At 66.5% G+C, this 17855-nt stretch carries 14 protein-coding genes; 6 read left to right on the forward strand and 8 right to left on the reverse strand.

Features of this window, described 5'->3' with window-relative positions; genetic code table 11:
• Position 1 precedes the first annotated feature (1 nt).
• The gene (locus ACAX61_RS06625; protein WP_370713986.1) at positions 2-1252 is read right to left on the reverse strand and encodes an N-acetylmuramoyl-L-alanine amidase; all 1251 of its coding nucleotides are present in this window, start codon (positions 1250-1252) and stop codon (positions 2-4) included.
• A 475-nt stretch (positions 1253-1727) separates the two neighbouring features.
• Here ACAX61_RS06625 and ACAX61_RS06630 point away from each other — a divergent pair, with 475 nt between their 5' ends.
• Positions 1728-4412 (forward strand): Rne/Rng family ribonuclease, encoded by a 2685-nt coding sequence (locus tag ACAX61_RS06630; protein WP_370713987.1) that lies wholly within the window; start codon positions 1728-1730, stop codon positions 4410-4412.
• A gap of 65 nt (positions 4413-4477) precedes the next feature.
• Here ACAX61_RS06630 and ACAX61_RS06635 read toward each other — a convergent pair whose 3' ends face one another.
• Genes ACAX61_RS06635 through ACAX61_RS06650 form a run of 4 tightly spaced genes read right to left on the reverse strand, consistent with a single transcriptional unit; the run spans position 4478 to position 7503 of the window.
• Positions 4478-4870, reverse strand: a complete 393-nt coding sequence (locus tag ACAX61_RS06635; RefSeq protein ID WP_370713988.1) for an acyl-CoA thioesterase — start codon at positions 4868-4870, stop codon at positions 4478-4480.
• Positions 4867-5913, reverse strand: coding sequence for an MliC family protein (locus ACAX61_RS06640; RefSeq protein WP_370713989.1), 1047 nt, complete (start codon positions 5911-5913; stop codon positions 4867-4869). The genes ACAX61_RS06635 and ACAX61_RS06640 overlap by 4 nt, the downstream gene beginning before the upstream one ends.
• Entirely contained in the window at positions 5864-6214 is a 351-nt protein-coding gene (locus tag ACAX61_RS06645) for a DNA primase (protein WP_370713990.1), read from the reverse strand. Before ACAX61_RS06645 ends, ACAX61_RS06640 begins: the two co-directional genes overlap by 50 nt.
• Positions 6215-6273: 59 nt before the next feature.
• Positions 6274-7503 carry a multidrug effflux MFS transporter gene (locus ACAX61_RS06650; protein ID WP_370713991.1) on the reverse strand — a complete coding sequence of 410 codons (1230 nt, stop codon included), beginning with the start codon at positions 7501-7503 and terminating at the stop codon, positions 6274-6276.
• A 147-nt stretch (positions 7504-7650) separates the two neighbouring features.
• Here ACAX61_RS06650 and ACAX61_RS06655 point away from each other — a divergent pair, with 147 nt between their 5' ends.
• The 4 genes from ACAX61_RS06655 (at position 7651) to ACAX61_RS06670 (ending at position 12524) form a co-directional block, all read left to right on the forward strand.
• On the forward strand, positions 7651-8604 hold the full coding sequence (locus ACAX61_RS06655) for an isopenicillin N synthase family dioxygenase (protein WP_370713992.1): 954 nt from the start codon (positions 7651-7653) through the stop codon (positions 8602-8604).
• A gap of 66 nt (positions 8605-8670) precedes the next feature.
• Positions 8671-9960: a homoserine dehydrogenase gene (locus ACAX61_RS06660; protein ID WP_370713993.1), complete on the forward strand. Its 1290-nt coding sequence runs from the start codon at positions 8671-8673 to the stop codon at positions 9958-9960.
• Positions 9961-10026: 66 nt separating this feature from the next.
• Positions 10027-11505, forward strand: a complete 1479-nt coding sequence (locus ACAX61_RS06665) for an MFS transporter (protein WP_370713994.1) — start codon at positions 10027-10029, stop codon at positions 11503-11505.
• A complete protein-coding gene (locus ACAX61_RS06670; protein ID WP_370713995.1) occupies positions 11502-12524 on the forward strand; it encodes a serine hydrolase domain-containing protein in 1023 nt (340 codons plus the stop codon). Before ACAX61_RS06665 ends, ACAX61_RS06670 begins: the two co-directional genes overlap by 4 nt.
• On the opposite strand, the gene dacB is transcribed toward ACAX61_RS06670, so the two are convergent.
• Positions 12521-13927 carry a D-alanyl-D-alanine carboxypeptidase/D-alanyl-D-alanine endopeptidase gene (gene dacB, locus ACAX61_RS06675; RefSeq protein WP_370713996.1) on the reverse strand — a complete coding sequence of 469 codons (1407 nt, stop codon included), beginning with the start codon at positions 13925-13927 and terminating at the stop codon, positions 12521-12523. The genes ACAX61_RS06670 and dacB overlap by 4 nt on opposite strands.
• Before the next feature lie 98 nt (positions 13928-14025).
• Between dacB and ACAX61_RS06680 the strand changes: the two genes are divergently transcribed.
• Positions 14026-15672 carry a hypothetical protein gene (locus tag ACAX61_RS06680; RefSeq protein WP_370713997.1) on the forward strand — a complete coding sequence of 549 codons (1647 nt, stop codon included), beginning with the start codon at positions 14026-14028 and terminating at the stop codon, positions 15670-15672.
• Here the strand turns inward: ACAX61_RS06680 and ACAX61_RS06685 are convergent.
• Both ACAX61_RS06685 and ACAX61_RS06690 read right to left on the reverse strand, forming a co-directional pair.
• Positions 15656-16801, reverse strand: coding sequence for a GNAT family N-acetyltransferase (locus ACAX61_RS06685; protein ID WP_370713998.1), 1146 nt, complete (start codon positions 16799-16801; stop codon positions 15656-15658). The genes ACAX61_RS06680 and ACAX61_RS06685 overlap by 17 nt on opposite strands.
• Positions 16792-17757: a magnesium and cobalt transport protein CorA gene (locus ACAX61_RS06690; RefSeq protein ID WP_370713999.1), complete on the reverse strand. Its 966-nt coding sequence runs from the start codon at positions 17755-17757 to the stop codon at positions 16792-16794. Before ACAX61_RS06690 ends, ACAX61_RS06685 begins: the two co-directional genes overlap by 10 nt.
• Between the last annotated feature and the right edge of the window lie 98 nt (positions 17758-17855).

The raw sequence follows: 17855 nt of genomic DNA on the forward strand, positions 1-17855 counted from the left end.
GTCAACGCGTCGCAAGCCGCCGCGCGAAGTAAATCTCGGTCGCGCGCGAAACGCTCTCCGCCACCCGCTCCCGCCCCTGTTTGGAGCCAAGAAACTCGGCATCGTCCTTGTTCGAGATATAGCCGGTTTCGAACAGGATCGACGGCATGTCCGGGGCCTTCAGCACGACCAGTGACGCCATCCGGTGGAAATTGTCCTTGGTCGGCATCAGCGGTTTTGCTTCGCGACCCAGCAGTCGCGCGAAATTGGCAGAGCGATTCATCGTCTCGCGTTGAGCCAGATCGATCAGCAGGGACGAGATGTCGTTCGACTGATCGCCCAGATCGACGCCGGCGATGATATCGGCCTTGTTCTCACGCGCGGCCAGCCGGGCAGCTTCACGGTCGGATGCCACTTCGGACAGGGTATAGGCGGTCGCGCCCGTCGCGGTCGGATTGCCCGCGCTGTCGCAATGGATGGAAATGAACAGGTCCGCGCCCAGCCGGCGGGCAATGCCATAACGCTCCTGAAGGATCAGGAAGCGGTCGTCCTCGCGCGTCAGCGCCACGCGCACGCGCCCGGCCTGAACCAGCCGATCCCTGATCGCCAGCGCGGTTTTCAGGGTAATGTCCTTTTCCTGAAGCCGTGCTTCGCCGTTGATGGCGCCGGGGTCGCGGCCGCCATGCCCGGCGTCGATCACGACCAGCGGGCGGCTTTTGTCATTGCCGTGGATACGCGGCAGCTTTGGCGCCTTGCGCGCAGGCGGCACGGCCATGCTGACGCGGGAAGCCCCCTTGCCCGTGTCGCGCTTCACGCCGCCAAAGCCGGGCAGCGACAGCCGCCCCTGCGCCGCGGCATGGGCAAAACGGGTATCGTCCACGCGCTTCAGCATTAATGTGAGCGTGCCGGTGCCGGGATCGAAGCGACCCTCGCGGACAATCGCAGGCCGCTCAAGATCGAAGACCAGCCGCGCGCCGTCGGCCATCGCGCCCTGCCGCACACGCGCGACCGGCCCGCCCGGCACCACCCGCGCACCTGGCGCCACGCCCGCAATATCCAGCGCGATTCGTCGCGGCGCTTCAAGAACGAAGGTCGAGGCCCCCGCGACCGGCCCGTCAAAGGTGACGGTGATCGCTTCATCGGCCACGCGCACATCGGCGATGTCACGAGCAAAAGCGGGCGTACCGCCCAGCCATGCCACCATAAGCGCGACGATCCACGACACCCGGCCGCTATGCCGCGCCCTGCGCGCGGTGGTCCAGTCAAAACGCATATGCCCCGTTTTCCGATACTCCCGGTGATTCGGCACTATAGCAGCGTCGCTTCCGGCGGGGTGAAGCAATATCGTTAATCCCCCCGCTCGTGCGCCCGGTCATGGCAGGAACGCGCCGGTTGAAGCGGGACGCGGGCAATGCTAGGTCGACAGCATCGGCCGCTTCAACGTCGCTCGCGATGTAACAGCCAGAGCCGATGAAATTCGTCCGGAACGACGCGAAAGCGGGCGGCGCCGGACGCTCACAGGTTGACGCTGCACATGAGGCCTATCCCCGTATTCCGCCAACCCGCCGCCCAACAGGGCGCGCGCGTGGCGACGGGAGTGCCGGGCAAACGCCCCGGACCGGCCATGGCAGCAGAGGCATTTCGTCCACATCGAATGACCGGCGACGCGAATCGCGCGCCGGACAATCCATCGCATCGGCCATCACCGCCCGGCACGTCCGGCGTGCGGTGGCCGCGGAGAGTTTTGAATGGCAACACGCATGCTGATCGACGCACGGCACCGGGAAGAAACCCGCGTCGCCGTCGTCAAGGGTAACCGGATCGAGGAGTTCGACTTCGAATCGGCCGAGCGCAAGCAGCTCAAGGGAAATATCTATCTCGCCAAGGTAACGCGGGTCGAACCGTCGCTTCAGGCGGCGTTCGTCGATTATGGCGGCAATCGCCACGGCTTCCTGGCGTTCAGCGAAATCCACCCCGATTATTATCAGATTCCCAAGGAGGATCGCGACGCCCTGTTGGCCGAAGAGGCCGAACATGCCGCCGAGGAAGCGGCCCTGCGCGCCGCTGAAGACCATGACGACGATGAGGACGGCGACGTCGAGCTGGTCGAACGCCCCAGCGACGACGAAGAGGCAGACGCCGAAACCGGCGAGGGCGAAGGATCGTCGCCCAAGCGCCGCAAGGGCAATGGCGAGGACCCGGCGGAGGCACTGCGTCAGCGCCGCATGAACCTGCGCCGCCGCTACAAGATTCAGGACGTGATCCGCCGCCGTCAGGTGCTGCTGGTTCAGGTCGTGAAGGAAGAGCGCGGCAACAAGGGCGCGGCGCTGACCACCTATCTGTCGCTGGCGGGCCGTTACTGCGTGCTGATGCCCAACACCGCGCATGGCGGCGGCATCTCGCGCAAGATTTCGTCGGCCGCGGACCGCAAGCGGCTGAAGGCGATCATGGCCGACATGAAGCTGCCCTCGACCATGGGCTGCATCGTGCGGACCGCCGGGCTTCAGCGCACCAAGGTCGAGATCAAGCGGGACTTCGACTATCTGGCGCGCCTGTGGGACGGGATTCGCGAAAACACGCTGAAATCGGCGGCGCCGGCGCTGATCTATGGCGACAGCGACCTGCTGAAGCGCGCCATTCGCGACATCTATAATCGCGAAATCGACGAGGTGATCGTCGAGGGCGAGGACGGCTATCGTCAGGCCAAGGACTTCATGAAGCTGCTGATGCCCAGCCATGCGCGCCGGGTGAAGCAATATGCCGATGCCGTGCCGCTGTTCCAGCGCTTCAGCGTCGAGGATCAGCTGGCGGCGATGTACCATCCGGTCGTTCAGCTGAAATCGGGTGGCTATCTGGTCATCAACCCGACCGAGGCGCTGGTGTCGATCGACATCAACTCCGGCCGTTCGACGCGCGAGCACAATATCGAGCAGACCGCGACTGCCACCAACCTTGAGGCGGCACAGGAAATCGCACGCCAGCTGCGCCTGCGCGACATGGCCGGGCTGGTCGTCATCGACTTTATCGACATGGACCATTCGTCCAACGTCCGTAAGGTCGAAAAGGCGATGAAGGAGGCGCTGAAAAACGATCGCGCCCGCATCCAGGTGGGTCGGATCAGCGCGTTCGGTCTGATGGAAATGAGCCGCCAGCGCCTTCGCACCGGCGTGCTTGAGGCATCGACGCGCACCTGCCCGCATTGCGAGGGCACGGGGCTGGTCCGCACCGCGTCGTCGGCGGGCCTGTCGGCGCTGCGCCTGATCGAGGAAGAGGCCGCGCGCGGTCGCGGGTCGCAGCTGCTGCTGCGCGCCAGCCAGGAAGCCGCCTTCTACGTCCTCAACAAGAAGCGCGCCGACATTGCCGAGATCGAGGATCGTTATGGCGTGACGGTCGAAGTCGCCGCCGATGGCGAGCTTGAGGGCGCGCGGATGTCGGTCGAGGCCGCCGGGCCGCCGCCCGCCCATGCGCCGCGCATCGACCCGATCATCGAAGAGCCTGATGAGCCGGAGATCGACGAGATCGACGAGCTGGAGGAAGAGGAAGAAGCCGTCGAGGCCGAAGCCGAAACCCGCGAGGAAGAACCCCGTCACGAACGCGCGGACGAGGGCGAAGGCGGCGGGCGCCGCAAGCGTCGTCGCCGCCGCGGTCGCCGCGGTCGCAATCGCGATCGTGAAGAGGGTCGTGAGGAATCGCCGGACAGCGAAAGCGAAGCCGCGTCGGAAGCTGCTGAGGACGAGTCCGAAGCAGGGACGGAGGCCGCGCCTGTCGAGCAGGAGCGTGAAGACGCGGGCGAAAATGGCGAGCGCCGCAAGCGCCGTCGCCGTGGTCGCCGTGGTGGCCGTCGCGATGAGGTTGCCGCCGACAGCTCGACCGGCGAACGCACAGACGACGCCGCAATCGACGAGGCTGCCGAAGCACCAGTCGCGGACGATGTGACGCCAGCCGAAGCTGCCCCCGCACCTGAAGCCGAGCCGGTTGCCGAGGCCGAGCCCGCTCCTGAGGCGGAGCCGGTCGCCGAAGCACCCAAGCCAAAGCGCACACGCCGCAAGAAGGTCGCGGAGAAGGCCGAAGACGCAGTGGCCGCCGAAGCGGAAAGCGCGCCTGCGGCCGAAGCCGAAGCGGCGCCTGCAAAGCCCAAGCGCACGCGTCGCAAGAAGGTCGACGCGGTCGTGGCCGAACCGGCAGCGGAGGGCGAAGCGCCTGCGGAACCGGCAGCGGAAGCGCCCAAGCCCAAGCGTACCCGTCGCAAAAAGGCCGAGCCTGCGCCCGCCGAAGCCGCCCCCGAAGCGGAAGCTCTGGCCGAGGCCGATGCGGCGCCTGTCCCCGGCCCGACCGCTCAGGCCGAATCCGCCGAGCAGAATGAAGCACCGGGCGAAGGTGAGGAAAACGCACAGCCGCGTCGCGGCTGGTGGCAGCGCACGTTCGGCGCCTGATCGCCGCGAGGTGAACCGGAAAAGGGGTCGGACGGAAACGTCCGGCCCCTTTTCACATCGGGATTTCAGTCGAGAAAGGGCGCCGCCACATCGGCGGGTACGCGCATCAACCGCCCGCTTTCACGCTCGATCAACGCCCAGGTGGTGCGCGCCTCGACCCGCACTCGTCCATCGGCGCCGACAAAGCGCATCAACCGGTCGAACCGCGCGCCACGCGGCGCGTCTGCCACCCAGGTTTCGGCAGTCACCGCCTCCCCCGCGCGGACATTGCCGCGATAATCGATCTCGTGCCGCGTCACGACCCAGACATAGCGGTCGACATGGTGGGGCGAAGCCACTGCCTGCCAATGGGCGGTGGCGACGTCCTGAATCCATTTGACCCAGACGGCATTGTTGACGTGGCCCAGTTCGTCAATGTCGCCCTGCCCCGCGACGATTTCGCGGCGAAAGGGAGTCATCGCGGGCGCGACTGGCACTGGATTGGCTGCTCACCGGGGAATGTAATGGCGACCTGATCGCCCTTCCCACGAAGTTCCGCGCCTTCTCCACGATACCAGATGCCGGATGCGGCACGCGCCTGTTCCAGGCTCCCCACCGTCTGGTACCCGCGACGCAGCTTCACCGTTCCCGCATTGTTGTCGAACCGCGCGATGATCCGCGCACCATTGGCACAGTCATAGCGGGCAACCACGATCGGCGGCGTTTCGGGCTCTGGTGTCGGCGTCGCATCGGGCGACTGGGGTTCGGGCCTGGGCAGAACTTCGGCACCGGCAATGCGCCAGCGACGCTGTTTGGGCGTTGCCCCTTCTATGTCACCGGTGCGGTGAAGCGTGACGATACCGCGCCGCTCGAAAGGCTCTTCCTCGCCCTTCAGTCGCCCGAACAGGCGTACGGGAACTTCGACATAACGCTGCCCCGCCCCGGCGTTGATGGCGTCGGGCGTTCCCACTTCGGCGCCGAATTCCGAAAACCGGTTGAAGCGTTCGGCGAACGCTTCAGGCGACAGGCCCGATGCTTCGCCGTTATCGTCCCACATTGCGCGCGCGGCGGCGAAATCGCGCTTGGATACCCGCACATAATAGGTGCGCACAATCAGTGCCGCTTCATCCCGGCCCGGTTCGGGCGACGGGGTGGCGGCCGGTCGATTGCGATGCAGATTGGGCGGCGCGTCGATGCCCGGCATCGCCGCGTCCTCTGCGGCCAGATTGGCGGGCGGTTCGGGCAGGGGTTCCAGCGCGGCATTGTCCGCCAGCACTGCTTCCTCATTCATGGGCATCAACGCGCCACCGGCGGTCGAGGTGGTGTTGCCGGCCGGATCCCCCTCCCCCGGCTCGCCCCCACAGGCGGCGAGCATCAGGGGAAGGGCAATGGCGATGGCGCGCATGCTGTTCATTACCCGCCAACCTGCCCAAGCCGGTGCGGGCGCGTCAACCCCGCGTTCAGGCCCGCGTTCAGGGCTGGATCGACGTGCGGTCACCATCGTCCAGATCGTCGTCGCCATCCTCGCTTTCGAGGGTGTCGTCGTCGAAATCGGCTTGAGCCTCATCCTCGTCCAGATCGTCTTCGTCGAGTTCGGCGTCGTCGTCCGTCTCGCCGATCTCGTCATCGGCCATCAGGATCTCGTCCTCTTCCTCGTCGCTGTCGTCGTCGCCCAGATCGGGGGCGACATCGGTCAGGACCGTGCCGTCGCTGGGCCCGTCGCGCGTCGCTTCCAGGATTTCGGCGCGCTGGCTCTCGTCATAGCCGTCTTCTTCGTAACCGTCGTCGTTCGGACCCTGTTCGGGCACGCGATGTCCGCCCATCTCGACCTCCTGCTGGTTTGGTGGAGGCGCTAACGGACCAGTGCGGCTTCGCGTTCCCGTCAGTGCGGGCGGAACATCCGTCCGCGCTCCGCAATCGCGACGATGATGAAGGCCACCACGCCGAACGCCACGAACCCGCCATACAGCGGCACCGTCGTCCCGTCATAGGCCTGACCGATCGCCGCCCCCAGCAACGCGCCACCCAGCGTGGAGACAAAGCCCTGAAAGCTTGAGGCCAGTCCGGCGATCCGCCCCATATTCTCCATGGCCATGGCCAAGAAATTGGACGCCGCAAGTCCGAAACAGCCCATCAGCAAAGCCTGAAGGACAATGAACAGCGGCAGCGATTCGGCATCGGCCAGTGCGACGCCCAGGTGGATCGCCGCCACGACGATCAGCCCCGTCAGTGCGCTGTGCGAAATCAAACGCGTGCCAAAGCGCATCACCACGCGCGAATTCATGAAATTGGCCACCGCCATCGTGCTGGCGACGCAAGCAAAAACGACGCTGAGCAGATGCGGCGCGACGAAGATGTCGGCCATGATCTGCTGGATCGAATTGATGAAACCGAACAGGCCGCCCTGCAACAGCGTGGCACCCAGCATGTAACCCATCGCCATCCGGTCACGCGTGACTTCCCGGAATCCCGACAGGATGTGCGCCGGGTCCAGCGGGTTGCGCTTATCGAAAGCGAGCGTTTCGGGCATGCGCAGCCAGAACCACGCCAGAACCAGACCGGCGACCGTTGCAATGCCGACGAAAATCCAGCGCCATGGCGCGAACAGCAAGACAATCTGTCCAAATGCCGGTGCCAGCACGGGCGCGGCCATGAACACGACGAACACCAGGCTCATCACCCGCGCCATCGCCCGGCCCGCGAAACAGTCGCGCACCATCGCCACCGTCACCACGCGCGCGCCCGCCACTGCCATGCCCGACATGAAGCGCGCGATCAGCAGCAATTCGAAACTACCCGCCACCGCGGCCAGAAGGTTCGTCACCACCGCAATCAGCAACGCGACGCCCAGGATCGGGCGACGCCCGAACCGGTCGGAAAGCGGCCCATGCGCCAACTGCGCGACTGCGAAGCCGATCAAGAAGCTGGTGATGACGAATTGCCGGTCATTGGGATTGCCGACGCCCAGACTGTCCCCGATCGCGGGCAGGGCAGGCAGCATCGAATCGATGCCCAGCGCGGTCAGCGCCATCAGCGCCGCCGCCAACGCGACGAATTCGCCAAAGGGAATGGGCGCGCGGTCAAGCGACGTCGGGGGCTGGTGTTGCTGCATCGGGCTTCCTTAACGCGGGAATCGCGTCCGTCACGCCGAATATGCGTAACGCATACGAATAGCGGCACGACTTGCCGCCGCACCGCCCGAGCCCCTATCTTGGCAGCATCACGTCAAATTCAATCCGAAAGACATTCAGGCGCCGCCATGCTCGATTCACCGCTTGCCGATATCCGCCCCGTCTCGCTCGCCGATCAGACAGCCGATCCCGAAGGATTCGCGCGCAATTTCGGAGAGTCGTTCCAGCGTTACGGCTTTGCGATCGTGCGCGACCACGGCATCGACGATGCGCTGATTGCCCGCGCATGGGCGATGACCGAGGCGCTGTTCGCCCTGCCGGAAGAGAAAAAGCGCGGCTGGTTCATTCCCGGCGGCGGCGGTGCGCGCGGCTATACGCCGTTCAAGACCGAAATCGCCAAGGGCGCCAGCCATGTCGACCTGAAGGAATTCTGGCATATCGGCCGCGAACTGGCCGCCGGGCACCGCTTTTCCGACGTGATGGCTCCCAATATCTGGCCCGACGAGCCGAAGGGGTTCCGCGATACCTTCATCGAACTGTTCACCGCGTTCGACCGCGCGGGCGAGCGGCTGTTGTCAGCAATCGCGCGCTATCTGGGTCTGGCGCCCGACTGGTTCGATACCGCCGTTGCGGACGGCAATTCGATCCTGCGCCTGCTCCACTATCCGCCCGTGACCGAAGATGCGCCCAATGTCCGCGCGGGGGCGCATGAGGATATCAACCTGATCACCCTGCTGCTCGGCGCGGAGGAAGCGGGTCTTGAACTGCTGGACCGTGACGGGCGCTGGTTGCCGGTCAAGCCGCCGGAGGGCGCGATGGTGGTCAATGTCGGCGACATGCTGCAACGCCTGACCAATCACGTCCTGCCGTCGACCACGCACCGCGTCGTTAACCCGCCGGTGGAGCGGCGCGGCCATTCGCGTTACTCCATGCCCTTCTTCCTGCACCCCGCGCCCGATTTCGTCATCAAGACGCTGCCCGGCTGCATTTCGGCGGAACGGCCCAACCGCTATCCCGAGCCGATCACCGCCCATGATTATCTGTATGAACGGCTGGTCGAGATCGGGCTGATCAAGAAGTAACGACCCCGCCGGGGGTTTCCACGCACGCAAGAATCGACTAGCCGCCCCCGCGTGGAGGGTAATTTGATGACCGAACCGTTGCGCGTTGCGATTGCTGGCCTTGGCACTGTGGGGGCGGGCGTCATTCGCCTGATCGATGCCAATGGCGCGCTGATCGCACGGCGCGCGGGCCGCCCGATCGAGGTCGTGGCGGTATCCGCGCGCGACCGTGCCAAGGATCGCGGCGCCGATATCGCGCGCTTCGACTGGGTCGACGATCCCGTCGCGCTGGGGCGGCATGACGGCGTCGACGTGGTCATCGAACTGATCGGCGGGTCGGACGGCCCGGCGCTGGCGCTTGCCCGCAACACCATCGCCGCAGGCAAGAGCTTCGTCACCGCCAACAAGGCGATGATCGCGCATCACGGACTGGAGCTGGCCGAAGCGGCGGAAGCAGCCGATGTCGCGCTGAAGTTCGAAGCGGCGGTGGCGGGCGGCGTGCCCGTCATCAAGGGCCTGCGCGAAGGTGCCGCGGCGAACGAGATTGCGCGCGTCTATGGCATCCTGAACGGCACCTGCAATTTCATCCTCAGCCGCATGGAGGCCGAGGGCCGCGACTTTGCCGAGGTACTGGCAGAGGCACAGGCGAACGGCTTTGCCGAAGCCGATCCCAGCTTCGACATTGACGGCGTCGATGCCGCGCACAAGCTGTCGATCCTGTCGAGCATCTCGTTCGGAACGCGCCCGGCCTTTGACGACGTGAAGGTGACCGGCATCCGCCACGTCATCGCCGCCGACATCGCCGAGGCTGCGGCACTGGGTTACCGCGTGCGCCTGCTGGGCGTGGGTGAAGCGGATGCCAACGGCCTGTTCCAGCGCGTCCACCCGCATCTGGTGCCCGTCGATCATCCGCTGGCGCATGTCACCGGCCCCACCAACGCCGTGGTGGCGGAGGGCAATTTCGTCGGTCGCCTGTTCTTCCAGGGCGCGGGCGCGGGCGATGGCCCGACCGCCAGTGCGGTGGTCGCCGACCTGATCGACATTGCGCGCGGCGAATTCGGCCCGGCCTATGCCATGCCGTCGGCCAGCCTGGCGGCACAGGCGCCCGCCGATACGGGCGAACGGCGCGGGCGGGCCTATCTGCGCTTCACGGTCGTGGACAAGGTGGGCGTGCTGGCCGAAATCGCCGCCGCCATGCGCGACGCAGGCGTTTCGATCGAAAGCCTGATCCAGCGCGGCGCAATGACCGACGGCGCGGTGATCGTGACCATCGTCACGCATGAAGGGCCGGAACGCTGCGTGGCACAGGCGCTGGAAAAGCTGCGCGGATCGGCCAGCCTGGTCGGGCAGCCGATGTGGATGCATATTTTGCGGTAACCATTTCTCTCGCTTGGCTTTTCCCGGACCCCCGCCTAAGCCGTCCCTCCAATGGTGGCGGGGGCAATGGCCGAGATCGATACGCATCGGGGCGACCACCGACCATCAGCCCGGCTGCTGATGCTGTTCGGCCTGATCGGTTTCTGCGCGGGCCTTCCCTTTTACCTGTTTTCGTCGATCCTCTCCTTGCGGCTGGCGCGTAATGGCGTCGAGCTGACCGTGATCGGGTTCTTCGCCTGGGTCGGGTTGCTGCCGACGTTCAAGTTCCTGTGGGCGCCGCTGGTGGACCGGTTCGCCGTGCCCGGCTTTGCCCGCGCATGGGGCGGGCGGCGCGGATGGATCATGGCATCGCAACTGGGCATCGTCGCGGCGATCGTTGGCCTGGCCCTGTCCCATCCCGACGGCAGCTTGGCGCTGACGGCGCTCTGGGCCGTGCTGCTGGCTTTCTGGACGACGATGCTGGAAATCGCCGCCGATGGCTGGCGTATCGAGGTGGCGGGCGACGCGGCGATGCAGGGACCGATCGTCGCGGCCAATATCTGGGGCTATCGCGCGGCCATGGTGGGTGCGGGATCGGGCGTTCTGCTGATCGCGGACCGGGCGGGCTGGGTCGCAGGCTATCTGGCGATGGCGGCGGTCGCGGGAGCGGCGTTCCTGTTGATCGCGGCCACGCCCCCCGAACGCGGCGGCGGGCGGGTCGTGGCGTTGGCAACGGGAACGCTGGCCGTGGCAGCAATGTTCGCGGCGGTCGCGCTGCTTCTTGCCGCGGTGGGATGGCTCGCGCTGTCACTGTTCACGGCGACGGGGTTGAGCAGTTCCACCAATGTCACGCCCTGGGTGCTGGCTGCGGCAATGCTGCCCTTTGCCGCCATGGCGCTCGCCATACCGGCGATCCGGCGCATGGCGCCCGACGCCCCCGCGCGCCGGTCGGGCGCAATCGGCCCCTATGTCGATTTCTTCTGGCGTTACGGCTTTGCCACGCTGGCGATCCTGGCCTTTGTAGCGCTGTATCGCATGGGTGACGTGCTGGCGCTCACCCTGTCCAAGCCGTTCGTCAACACATTGGGCTATTCGCTGCGGGCGATTGGCGTGGCCGACGGCGTGGTCGCGCTGGCGGCCAGCATCGCGGGCGTCGGCCTTGGCGGCTGGCTCGCCTCGCGCTGGTCGGCGGGGCGAACGCTGGCGTTGGGGGCCCTGCTGGCCGGATTGGGCAATTTCGCCTTTGCCTGGCTGGGTACGCAGCCACAGGAGAGGTTCGCCCTCTATGCAGCCGTCGCCGCCGACCAGTTCGGTAACGGCTTCGCCGCCACGGTGTTCGTCGTGTACCTGTCGCTGTTGGTGAACCCCGGATTTGCGTCGGCGCAATATGCATTACTGTCGGGCTTTGCCTTTCTGTTGCCGCGCCTGATCGGCGGCAGTGCCGGGGCAATTGCAGCCGATATCGGCTATCCGGCGTTCTTCCTGCTGTCGGGCGCGCTGAGCCTGTCGGCAATCATCCTGTTGCCGGTCGTCCTGCGCGCGCAGCCAAGGGAGGTAGCGGCATGAACCGTTTAGCAGACATCGCCGCCACGGCCTTTGCCCCTGCGGCGCGCGCCATTTCCGCCTACCGCATTCCGGGCGCGACGCTGGGGCTGATCACCGCCGATGGCCAGCGGGCGCTGGTGTCGACCGGATCGGCCCAGATCGAACCGTGGCGAGAGACGCTGACCCTGGGGCACTGGTTCGACCTTGCCTCGCTGACCAAGGTGATTGCCACCACGCCCGCGATCCTGCGGCTGGCGGACGAAGGGGCGCTGCACCTCGACCGGCCGGTTGCCGACGCCATTCCCGACCTGCGCCAATATGACGTCGCCGGCGCGGTCGAGCGGCGCGTGACCTTTCGCCAGTGCCTGTCGCACCAGACGCATTTTCCGGCGGTGCAGCCGATCTATACCTATGGCGACGATCCGCGACGGCTGCGCGCCTTTGTTCTGCAGCGCGAATGGCGCGCGGGGCCGCCCGTCTATTCGGACATCAACTTCATCCTGCTGGGCATCGCCATCGAGCGGCTGACCGGCCTACCGCTTGATCACATGCTGTTTCCGCCGGGTCTGGCCTGGCGCCCCGACGCGGCGCTGAGCGTCGCGACCGAACACTGCATGTGGCGCGACCGGATGCTGAAGGGGGAGGTGCATGACGAAAACGCCTCTGCCCTGGGCGGCGCGGCGGGTCATGCGGGGCTGTTCGGGACGGTCGACGGCGTGCTGGATTTCGCGCAAAGCCTGCTCGACGGCAGCGGCGCTTCGGAAGCGGCGATCCACGCCATGCGCGAACGCGTGTCGCCGACCCGCACCTGCGGCTGGGAGCGGCATGTACCGGGATGGCCGGGGGGCGATGCCTGTTCGGACACGACGATCGGGCATACGGGCTTTACGGGCACGGGCCTGTGGCTGGACTTCGAGCGGGGGCTGGGCTGGACCCTGTTGACCAATCGCGTGCATCCCACCCGCCACAGCGACAGCGGCATCGCCGCGCTGCGCCGGGCGACGGGCGATGCGGTGATCGCGGCGTTCGACGCGGCCTAGTTCGCGGCGGCGATTGCCAGCAGCGCGCGGTCCATGTCCGGCGTAACGCTGGCCGCGGCAAAGGGCATGTCGTTGGCAAAGATCGCGAATGTCAGCGTGCGTCCGCTGGCCGCGGTCATATAGCCCGACAGCGCCGATGCGCCAGCCAGCGAGCCGGTCTTGCCCCGGACACGCCCCTCAAGCGCGGTGCCCCGGAACCGCCGTGCCAGCGTGCCATCCACCCCGCCGACCGCCAGTGCCGATTGCCAGCGCCCGCCCCATGGCTGACGCGCAGCCCATTGCAGCAGCGCCACCGAGGCGCGTGGTGACAGGCGGTTGTAGTTTGACATGCCCGACCCATCGGCAAAGTCCCATCCGGTGCGCGGCGCACCCGCCGCCGCGAACAGCGCGGGATATCGCGCCAGCCCGCCCTCTGCCGAACCGTCGCCCGCACGTCGCAACAGCATTTCTGCGAACAGGTTCTGGCTGGCCTTCATCGTGCGCGCCAGCGTCTCGTCCAGCGCTGGCGGATCGAGGCGGGCGAGCGGCACCAGCGACGATGGTGCCGCCGCGCCCGGCTGGCGATGCCGCGCCCATATCCGCCCGGTCACCCGAACGCCGCGCGCGCGCAGCATCGCGGCAAAGCGGTGCGCGGCCCAATGTGCGGGATCGTCGACCGCCTGCACCAGCGTCGCCGGGCCGCCGCTGGCCGCAATCGTGCCCGACACCACCAGCCGCCGCTCACCAGGCAGCCGCGATACCGACAGGGCCGTGGCGGAAGCCGTCGTCACCCGGTTGTCGATTTCATACCAGTCGTCGCTGGCGCGGACGGCCGCCGGGGCGCCCACCCCGCCGCCGGTCACGGTCAGCGTCACCACATTCTCATCCAGGCTGAGCGCCGAGATCGCCGTGCCCGACCGCGCGGTCAGGTTGTTCCAACTCCACCCCTGCCCCCATCGTTCGTCGCGCCACAGGCTGTCGTCGCCGATCACGTCGCGTACCCTGCGTGTCCGCGCCGCGACCGCATCGGCCAGGCTGGACAGGCAGTCGCGCGTGCAATCGGGCGCCGCCGACAGCCATGGATCGCCCGCGCCGATCAACACCGCATCGCCGCCGTCGATCGCAACGGCCGTGCCCATGGGTTCGGGTAGTAACGATGCCAGATTGACGAGGACGGCGGGTATCTTACTGTTCGACGCAGGCACGAAGCGCCGGTCCGGGTCGATGGCCACAATCTCGCGGCCCTGATCGTTGACGACCAGCACGCCCCATCGCGTACCCGCCAGATCCGGCGAATCGAGCATCGCGCGCACCTGCTGACCCAACGGCGCCGGCGGGGTGGCAGTCGCGATGCGGGCAGGCGTACATGCGCCAAGCGTCGCGACGATCAACAACATGGCCAGGCGGCGGGGAAGAAAGATCATGCCGCCGCCATACCGATCTCGCCCGACCATGGGCAATGCGGCGAACCGGCACCACGCCCGCTTGTCGCCGCCCCTGTCTCGCCGCTAGAAGGCCGCGGATGCAGGGTTCGGGGGCATTGCCGCTTCGGTGGTGGCAGACACGTTGGTTCGTCGCGGCGATGGCATTGGTCGCGGCGATCCCGTTGCTGTGGCCGGACATCCCGCCGCTGGTCGACCTGCCGGGTCATATGGGCCGTTACCGGGTGCAGCTGGCCCATGATCAGGTGCCATGGCTGGCCCATTGGTATAATTTCGACTGGCAGCTGATCGGCAATCTGGGCATCGACCTGTTGATCGAGCCGCTGGAGCCGCTGATCGGGCTGGAACCGGCGGTCAAGCTGATCGTCATCGCGATTCCCGTGCTGATCGCCACGGGTCTGCTGTGGATCGCGCGCGAAGTGCATGGGCGCATCCCGGCGACAGCGTTGTTCGCGCTACCCATTGTCTACAGCTTTCCGCTGCATTTCGGCTTTGTGAACTTCGCCCTGTCGATGGGCCTTGCGCTCAACGCCTTTGGCCTGTGGCTACATCTGGCGCGGGTGAACCGGCTGCGGTTGCGTGCGGCGCTGTTCGTCCCGATCGGGCTCATCATCTGGGTCTGCCATACCTATGGCTGGGGCCTGCTGGGCGTGCTGGCCTTTTCCGGCGAGCTGATCCGGCAATGGGACATGCACACCAACTGGCGCGATCGCTGGTGGAAGGCGCCGTTCTGGGCGGGGGTGCATTGCCTCTCGCTGTTCCCGCCAGTGATGCTGATGCTGGCATGGCGCTCGGGCGGGCATGTCGGCGGCACCACCGGCGACTGGTTCAACTGGCGCGCCAAGATGCAGTGGTTCACCATGATCTTTCGCGATCGGTGGGAACTGTTCGACATGGCGACGCTGGCCGCGTCGTTGCTGGTCATGGTGTATGGCGCACGCCATCCGCGCATCGAATATTCGCGCCACCTGACGATTTCGGCGCTGTTCCTGCTGGTGGTCTATCTGGTGCTGCCGCGCATCGTGTTCGGCTCTGCCTATGCCGATATGCGTCTGGCGCCCTTTGTACTGGGAATCGCGCTGCTGGCGCTGCGGCCCAAACCGGGCGCGACGGTGCGCCATGCCGCGCTGCTGGCGGCGGCGGGCCTGACCTTTTTCGGTGCCCGGATCGCGGCCACGACCTACAGCTTCTGGCTCTATGACCGCAGCTATGACCGGGAACTGGCGGCACTGGACCACCTGCCCGAAGGCGCCCGGCTGCTGACCTTTGTCGGGGAAACCTGCCGCTATGAATGGACGATGTCGCGGCTGGAGCATATTCCCGGCATCGCCCTGTCACGAAAGCTGGCCTATTCGAACGATCAATGGTCGATGGCCGGGGCACAGCTGCTGACGGTCCGCTATCCCGGCGCGCGCGGGTTCAACCATGATCCGTCGCAGATCGTCACCGACGTTAAGTGCGCGCGCGAATGGTGGCGGCCGATCGCGGTCAGCCTGGTCCGATTCCCGCGCGATGCGTTCGATTATGTCTGGGTGGTCCAGCCGCCCGCCTATCACCGCAGGCTTGAAGCCGGGTTGATCCCCGTGTGGCGCAGCGGCACCAGCGCGCTGTTCCGCGTCGACGACCGCGCGCGCGCGCCCGAACTGATGATGCAGGATCTGGGGCCTTACGGTCCGGAAATGCGCGACCGGGTGAACGCGATCAACGCGCTCAACCGGACTTCCTGAACGGCGTCATTTCGCCCAGAAACTCGGCCTCCTGCTCGATGGCCAGGCGTTCGCGCATGACGAAATCGGCCACCGCGCGGCGAAAGGACGGATCGGGGATGTAATGCGCCGACCATGTGGCGACGGGCGCATAGCCGCGCGCCAGCTTGTGTTCACCCTGCGCCCCGGCCTCTACCCGCGCCAGCCCGCGCGCGATCGCGGCGTCGATCGCCTGATAATAGCACAGCTCGAAATGCAGGAAGGGCACGTCCTCGGTACAGCCCCAGTAGCGGCCATAAAGCGCATCGTCGCCGATCAGGTTCAGCGCCCCCGCAATCGGCCGCCCGTCCCGCTCCGCCAGGATCAGCAGCACCCGGTCGCCCATCTCCCGCCCCAGCAGCGAGAAAAAGGACCGCGTCAGATAGGGGCGCCCCCATTTGCGCGCGCCAGTGTCCTGGTAAAATGTCCAGAAGGCATCCCAATGCGCCTCGGTCAGCTCTGCCCCGCTCAGGTGGCGAATCGTCAGCCCCTCCACCGCCGCCGCGCGTTCCTTGCGCAGCGTCTTGCGCTTGCGGCTGGCCAGCGCGGCGAGGAAATCGCCGAAGCTGGCATAGCCGTCATTGGCCCAGTGGAACTGGACCCCCTGCCGCACCAGCCACCCCGCCGCCTCGAACGCGGGCAGTTGCGCTTCGTCGAGAAACGTCGCGTGGGCCGATGACAGGCCATTCTGGTCCACCACCGCCTCGATCGCGGCGATCAGCGGCGCGGCATCCGCCCCTTCACGCAGCAACAGGCGCGGGCCCGGCACGGGGGTAAAGGGCACGGCGAGTTGCAGCTTGGGGTAATAATTGCCCCCGGCGCGCTCCCATGCGTCGGCCCAGCCATGGTCGAACACATATTCGCCCTGACTGTGCGTCTTGGCATAAGCAGGCGCGATTGCCGCCGGGCGGCCATCGGCACCATCGACGATGATCGGAAGCGGCGTCCAGCCGCTGCGCCCGCCCACCGATTCCGAGCGTTCGAGGATCGAGAGAAAGGCGTGGGACAGGAACGGATTGCCCGCCCCGGCGCATGCATCCCACTCTGCCGCGGGTACCGCCGACACACCGCGCGCGATGCGTGCCAGCACTTCGTTTTCGGTCACAGCCATTTCAGCGCCTTGAACCGTGCATAAAGCGTCCCGCACAGCACCGCGATGACCGCCAGCACGATGAAATAGGCGCCGCGGACCCGCAATTCGGGCATGTAATCGAAATTCATGCCGTAAATGCCCGCGATCGCCGTCGGCACCGCCAGTATCGCGGCCCATGCCGCCAGCTGGCGCGTGATCGTGCCCTGTCGCTGCTGTTCGAGCAGGTTCGACACTTCGAACACCTGGCCCAGCACTTCGCGCAGCGTCGCGGTCATTGATTCGACCCGGCGGACATGGTCCAGCACATCCTTGAAATAGGGGCGGATGTCGCTGTCGATACACGGCAGGTCCAGATTGACCAGCTTGCCCACCACTTCCCCCATCGCGGCGATATTGCGCTGGAAGCGGATCAGCTGCCGGCGAAAGGTGAACAGGCGCCCGACCTGTTCGCGGTCCAGAAAGCTGTCCAGCGTCGATTTCTCGATCTCCAGCACGCATTCCTCGACCTGATCGACGATCGGCAGGTAACCGTCGACGATGAAATCCAGAATGGCGTGCAGCACATAATCGGTGCCGCGACGAAGCATGGCGGGCGCGGCCTCCAGATCGCGGCGAAGCGTGGTGTGCGCCCGCGCCGATCCGTGGCGCACGCTGATGACATGGTGCTTGCCGACGAATATCGCGGTTTCGCCGTAGCGGATGTGATCGCCGTCCAGATGCGCGGTGCGGGCGACGACGAACAGCTGTTCGCCGTAAACGTCGATCTTTGGCAACTGGTTCGCCTTGACCGCATCCTCCACCGCCAATGGGTGCAGGTGATAGCGTTCGGCCAGGATGCGCAGCTCCTTTTCATCCGGTTCGAACAGGCCGATCCAGACGAATTCATCGTCACCGTGACATTCGGGCATGTCGTCGAGCGCGACCGGCCCCACCACCTTGCCCGCGCGATAGAGAGTTGCCGCTACGACCGTCATGCAACGTCTATCTGGGCATCGCCGGGCGTGCGTGCAATCGTCATTTGGCGACGCCGCCCGGCGAATGGCTTGCCTATGCTGGTGTGTTGATTATCTAA

The organism is Sphingomonas sp. IW22 (genome assembly GCF_041321155.1).
Classification (GTDB): Bacteria; Pseudomonadota; Alphaproteobacteria; order Sphingomonadales; family Sphingomonadaceae; genus Sphingomonas.

What these genes read in the sequence shown, in the direction of transcription:
- ACAX61_RS06625 (WP_370713986.1), bottom strand. Translation starts at nt 1,252, where the DNA reads ATGCGTTTTGACTGGACCACCGCGCGCAGGGCGCGGCATAGCGGCCGG.
- ACAX61_RS06630 (WP_370713987.1), top strand. Translation starts at nt 1,728, where the DNA reads ATGGCAACACGCATGCTGATCGACGCACGGCACCGGGAAGAAACCCGC.
- ACAX61_RS06635 (WP_370713988.1), bottom strand. Translation starts at nt 4,870, where the DNA reads ATGACTCCCTTTCGCCGCGAAATCGTCGCGGGGCAGGGCGACATTGAC.
- ACAX61_RS06640 (WP_370713989.1), bottom strand. Translation starts at nt 5,913, where the DNA reads ATGGCGACGACGATCTGGACGATGGTGACCGCACGTCGATCCAGCCCT.
- ACAX61_RS06645 (WP_370713990.1), bottom strand. Translation starts at nt 6,214, where the DNA reads ATGGGCGGACATCGCGTGCCCGAACAGGGTCCGAACGACGACGGTTAC.
- ACAX61_RS06650 (WP_370713991.1), bottom strand. Translation starts at nt 7,503, where the DNA reads ATGCAGCAACACCAGCCCCCGACGTCGCTTGACCGCGCGCCCATTCCC.
- ACAX61_RS06655 (WP_370713992.1), top strand. Translation starts at nt 7,651, where the DNA reads ATGCTCGATTCACCGCTTGCCGATATCCGCCCCGTCTCGCTCGCCGAT.
- ACAX61_RS06660 (WP_370713993.1), top strand. Translation starts at nt 8,671, where the DNA reads ATGACCGAACCGTTGCGCGTTGCGATTGCTGGCCTTGGCACTGTGGGG.
- ACAX61_RS06665 (WP_370713994.1), top strand. Translation starts at nt 10,027, where the DNA reads ATGGCCGAGATCGATACGCATCGGGGCGACCACCGACCATCAGCCCGG.
- ACAX61_RS06670 (WP_370713995.1), top strand. Translation starts at nt 11,502, where the DNA reads ATGAACCGTTTAGCAGACATCGCCGCCACGGCCTTTGCCCCTGCGGCG.
- dacB (WP_370713996.1), bottom strand. Translation starts at nt 13,927, where the DNA reads ATGATCTTTCTTCCCCGCCGCCTGGCCATGTTGTTGATCGTCGCGACG.
- ACAX61_RS06680 (WP_370713997.1), top strand. Translation starts at nt 14,026, where the DNA reads ATGCAGGGTTCGGGGGCATTGCCGCTTCGGTGGTGGCAGACACGTTGG.
- ACAX61_RS06685 (WP_370713998.1), bottom strand. Translation starts at nt 16,801, where the DNA reads ATGGCTGTGACCGAAAACGAAGTGCTGGCACGCATCGCGCGCGGTGTG.
- ACAX61_RS06690 (WP_370713999.1), bottom strand. Translation starts at nt 17,757, where the DNA reads ATGACGGTCGTAGCGGCAACTCTCTATCGCGCGGGCAAGGTGGTGGGG.